Annotated in this window: 4 protein-coding genes; 3 read left to right on the forward strand and 1 reads right to left on the reverse strand. The window is 58.6% G+C overall.

Annotated features, from left to right (window positions below):
* Window positions 1-240: 240 nt before the first annotated feature.
* Together U9980_RS14285 and U9980_RS14290 are read left to right on the forward strand one after the other, a co-directional pair.
* Complete coding sequence (locus U9980_RS14285; RefSeq protein WP_322768366.1) at window positions 241-1,482, forward strand: helix-turn-helix transcriptional regulator; 1,242 nt, start codon at window positions 241-243, stop codon at window positions 1,480-1,482.
* Window positions 1,483-1,795: 313 nt separating this feature from the next.
* Complete coding sequence (locus U9980_RS14290; RefSeq protein WP_322768367.1) at window positions 1,796-2,266, forward strand: hypothetical protein; 471 nt, start codon at window positions 1,796-1,798, stop codon at window positions 2,264-2,266.
* 123 nt (window positions 2,267-2,389) lie between these two features.
* Here U9980_RS14290 and U9980_RS14295 read toward each other — a convergent pair whose 3' ends face one another.
* Entirely contained in the window at window positions 2,390-2,566 is a 177-nt protein-coding gene (locus U9980_RS14295; RefSeq protein WP_322755213.1) for a hypothetical protein, read from the reverse strand.
* Between the two features lie 378 nt (window positions 2,567-2,944).
* On the opposite strand from U9980_RS14295, the gene U9980_RS14300 reads away from it, so the two are divergent.
* Window positions 2,945-3,565 carry a hypothetical protein gene (locus U9980_RS14300; protein ID WP_322768368.1) on the forward strand — a complete coding sequence of 207 codons (621 nt, stop codon included), beginning with the start codon at window positions 2,945-2,947 and terminating at the stop codon, window positions 3,563-3,565.
* The last annotated feature ends 41 nt before the right edge of the window (window positions 3,566-3,606 follow it).

The raw sequence follows: 3,606 nt of genomic DNA on the forward strand, positions 1-3,606 counted from the left end.
ACTCGACGCCTCCGTTCCCATCACGAGCGACCGGCAATAGGGAAAATTGACAAGGGGTCTCGACCTTGTCCGTGACGTGACGTTCTAATTCGATCATGTACTGCCATCGAACCCGGCTAGGCGCCACATGCCCTTGGCGCTAGAACGTGTTGTGACCGGCGCGAACCTCGAGGCAACCGCGTAGGCACGGTTACGCTAGTCGAGTGGAGACACGCCGGGACGAGGGAGAGTCGGACGACGATGGTTGACACGGGTCCGCTTGGAAAAAATCTTCGGGAATCTCGGCGTGGCAGTGGTTATTCACAGGAGGAGCTTGCCGAAAGATCGAATCTTAGCATTTCGACTATTCGAAAAATCGAACAAGGCGGTTCTGCGCGGATTGAGACGCTACACACGCTCGCACGGACTCTCGGCATCGAGACATCTTCGCTATTCGATGCGAAGGCACCTGAGCCGGTAGGCCCGGAAGAGGAAAAGAATAAGCTCAGCCTCCTTCGGTTGCGCCAGGTGTTGACGCCAGCCGTCGGAATCAGTGGCAAAATCGATGCCGATTCGAGCTTGCAGAGCGCCGGAACCAGCAGCGACGATCTACGGAGTGAACTGGTTCACGCGACGACTCTATACCATGCCGACGAGTTCGAATCTATGGCACTGATTCTTCCCGAGATGATCCTGACAGCTAACAGTCTGATGCAAGCTGCTGCCGAGGAGCAGCGGGCAGAGACATTCAGACTTCGGGCGAACGTTTACCAGCTAGTAGGCTGGTTTCTGACTCAGGTACGACAGTACGATCTTGCTTATGCGGCTATTCGCGAGGGTATCGCGGACGCGGTCGAGGCGCAGGACAGACTCACCGCGGCGGCTGGGGCTATCTCGCAATGCTGGCTCTTTATTCGACAAGGCAGGTTCGTTGACGCCGAAACACTCGCGGGTTCGACCGCCTCGCAAATCGAACCCCGAATCTCTTCGGCAACCGCCCCCGAACTGTCGGCATGGGGTTGGCTTCTCCTTCGAGGCTCAGCAGCGGCGGTACGCAACAACCGAGAAAATGTCTCCGACGATTTTTTGCGGCTTGCCGAAGTTGCGGCTGTGCGTATCGGAGACCAAGAAGGCGGAGAGTACCACCAGTACTGGTCAACCTTTGATATGAGAACAGTCAGGATGAAAAAGGCTGAAGCGCTGATGGTGACTGGTGATGCACGCGGAGTGTTGAGGATAGCCGAAGGAATTCGTCCAAAGACGGGAAATTCGCGATCTGATAACCACAGTCGTCATCTGCTGGATGTCGCCAGCGCTCACGCATCCCTTAGAGATTTTCAGGACTCGATAGACATAATGACGGGCCTTCGCGAAAATGCCCCGGAATGGTTGCGACACCAACGGAAGAGCCAGGATCTCCTATCGAAAATCCTTCATGCACGTAAACGAAGGCTAACTCGAGAACTAAGGGACCTTGCGAACTTTTTGAATGTGACTGAATAGTGTCACGCAGGAATGCTCCAGAGTGCACTACCACGGTACGTGGTAGTGCACTCTGGAGACACCGCAAACTACTACGCTCCCCGGCTGGACCTGACCGAAGTCTGTTCTTAATGTATCAGTAGTCGGTGCCGGGCGGGTTGAGCACGACTCCTCGTCCGGCACCGACCGCCATATGGCTGGGTGGGCAATGAGCAGAGGAGGGCAGTGCCGGCATTCGATCTTATGGTGACCATATGAACAGACTGCTGTGCCCATGAAGAGTCGCTGGATGTACACACGTAACTCACCATTTCCACTGGAAGGAGACAGTAGAATGAGCACCATGCTCTCAGCGCCGCGCGGGGCACTACCCGATCATGACGAAGTCGGTCATGACGGTGCCGAGATTCTCAGCCTCGTTGTGAATCATCCCGAGTTTGAACGCTTTCGACTGTCGACGCTTGCGTATCCCGAATGCTGGGCGACGTTCACAGGATATCCCCTCGTCGCGGGATGGGACCTGGACCAGGACGGCCCGGCGCTGTTTGACGAAGCGCTGCGCGTCATGTGCTTGAAGGCCGCAGTCTTCCAGCTTACTGATGGAGACGAGCAGGCCGCGGAGCTGATGTGTGCGCCTCCGGTTGACGAGATGATCCACGCTTTAATTGCACAGTTCACACTCTTGGTCCGTATTCAACAATCCCTCGGGATCGCCTTCGTGCATTCCACGGACATGGAACGGTTCGGCTGGAATCCCGGGGATTACACCCACCGGTGCTACCGCGTCGCAGGATGGGGACCTTAACCCAAGGTACTGGATCAGCGCGTCGGAAGTCGCTCGGCGCCTGGCGGTCCTGCGGGAGAAGTACAGCAACATTGGCATTCACGACGATGGGCGGCGGCATGACTTCGACTTCGGCCAGGTTATCTAGTCTGCTGAGGCCAGCGCCTCCCGCAGCGCCTCGATGACCTGTTCGGGCGAAAACTTCTCGGTAGCGGCTGCCTCCGCCTCACGCAGAGTGGAGGCAAGCCGTACGGGGTCGGATCCGTGGATAACCTGCCGCAGCCACAGGCCGAGTGCTGCGGCATCGTCCGGCGGTGACATTACGAGATCGTCTGGTGGAAGTGGTGCTCCTGCGCTCTTGTAGCACCCTGGAGGTAGGCCGACCTTGAGCGGATGTACGCACACCGCGACACCAGTAGCACGGTCTTTCCGGTAGCCGAAGGCGGGGTGATACTCGCTTCCCTGCGAGGGTCGCTCGATGACGTCGAACTCGCCAGGGCCGAACACGTGTGCAGGGCACACATCGCAGACATCCTCATTCGGCCATGACATCATTCCCAAATCCCCATGCTGGGAGTCTACGTGGGGCTGGAAGACGCAGGGACGGCATTGTCGTGCCCCCGACCCTCCATGGTTTTAGTCGCGCTGCACCTTGCGCGCCGCTGGTGTACGGGGCATGCCATCGACGGTGCCCCGGCAATGGCGCACGCGGTGCGTGTCGCGGTGAAACTTTGCCAGTACTACCCGACTGCCACGGCTGAACTGGTCGCCGCCGTGCTTTTACATGACAGTCCGTACTTTGTTCCCGACGGCCAAGATCTCGATATCGTGCTATCCGAAACCGTGGGCAACGAGGTCTGTCGAATTGTCCGTGCGATCGAACAGGAGCACTTCGCCCTCGCGGTCTATATCAGCGATCCTCGGCGTGTTGAGGTGCACCTCCGACATGCGGCCTCCCACGATAGGGCTGTCGTCCTCGCGAGTGCAGCGGACAAAGCGGTCAGTCTCGCGTCTATCATGCGGCGTGTCTCACGGGCCGGAGATATCTGTACCTGCTGGTCCGCCCGCTCGGCGTTCGTTGCGCGAATACCATACTTCTGGTTCTTCGTCAACGAGGTAGGGTGGATTTTACCGGTGGGATTGGCTGAGGAGCTGGGTGTACTGGTAGCTGCTGCTGAGCGCAGCATCCGCAGGGCAGGACTCGACCCGCGGACGGGTGCCGGGTGCGCGCTTTTGGATAGTCCCCGCGAAGACTCCCGAAATGGTGATCACACGCTGCTCGTCGACGGTCGGAAGTCCCGGTTGTTGGATGGCTCGTGAGGGGCAGGGTGAGCGGCTGGCAGACCAGAAAGACCACCGGC

The sequence above is a fragment of the Protofrankia sp. Cr1 genome, from assembly GCF_963555865.1.
Taxonomy (GTDB): domain Bacteria; phylum Actinomycetota; class Actinomycetes; order Frankiales; family Frankiaceae; genus Protofrankia.

Bases quoted from the DNA above. Each gene is read 5' to 3' on its own strand.
- U9980_RS14290 (WP_322768367.1), top strand. From the start codon at position 1,796: ATGAGCACCATGCTCTCAGCGCCGCGCGGGGCACTACCCGATCATGAC.
- U9980_RS14300 (WP_322768368.1), top strand. From the start codon at position 2,945: ATGGCGCACGCGGTGCGTGTCGCGGTGAAACTTTGCCAGTACTACCCG.
- U9980_RS14295 (WP_322755213.1), bottom strand. From the start codon at position 2,566: ATGTCACCGCCGGACGATGCCGCAGCACTCGGCCTGTGGCTGCGGCAG.
- U9980_RS14285 (WP_322768366.1), top strand. From the start codon at position 241: ATGGTTGACACGGGTCCGCTTGGAAAAAATCTTCGGGAATCTCGGCGT.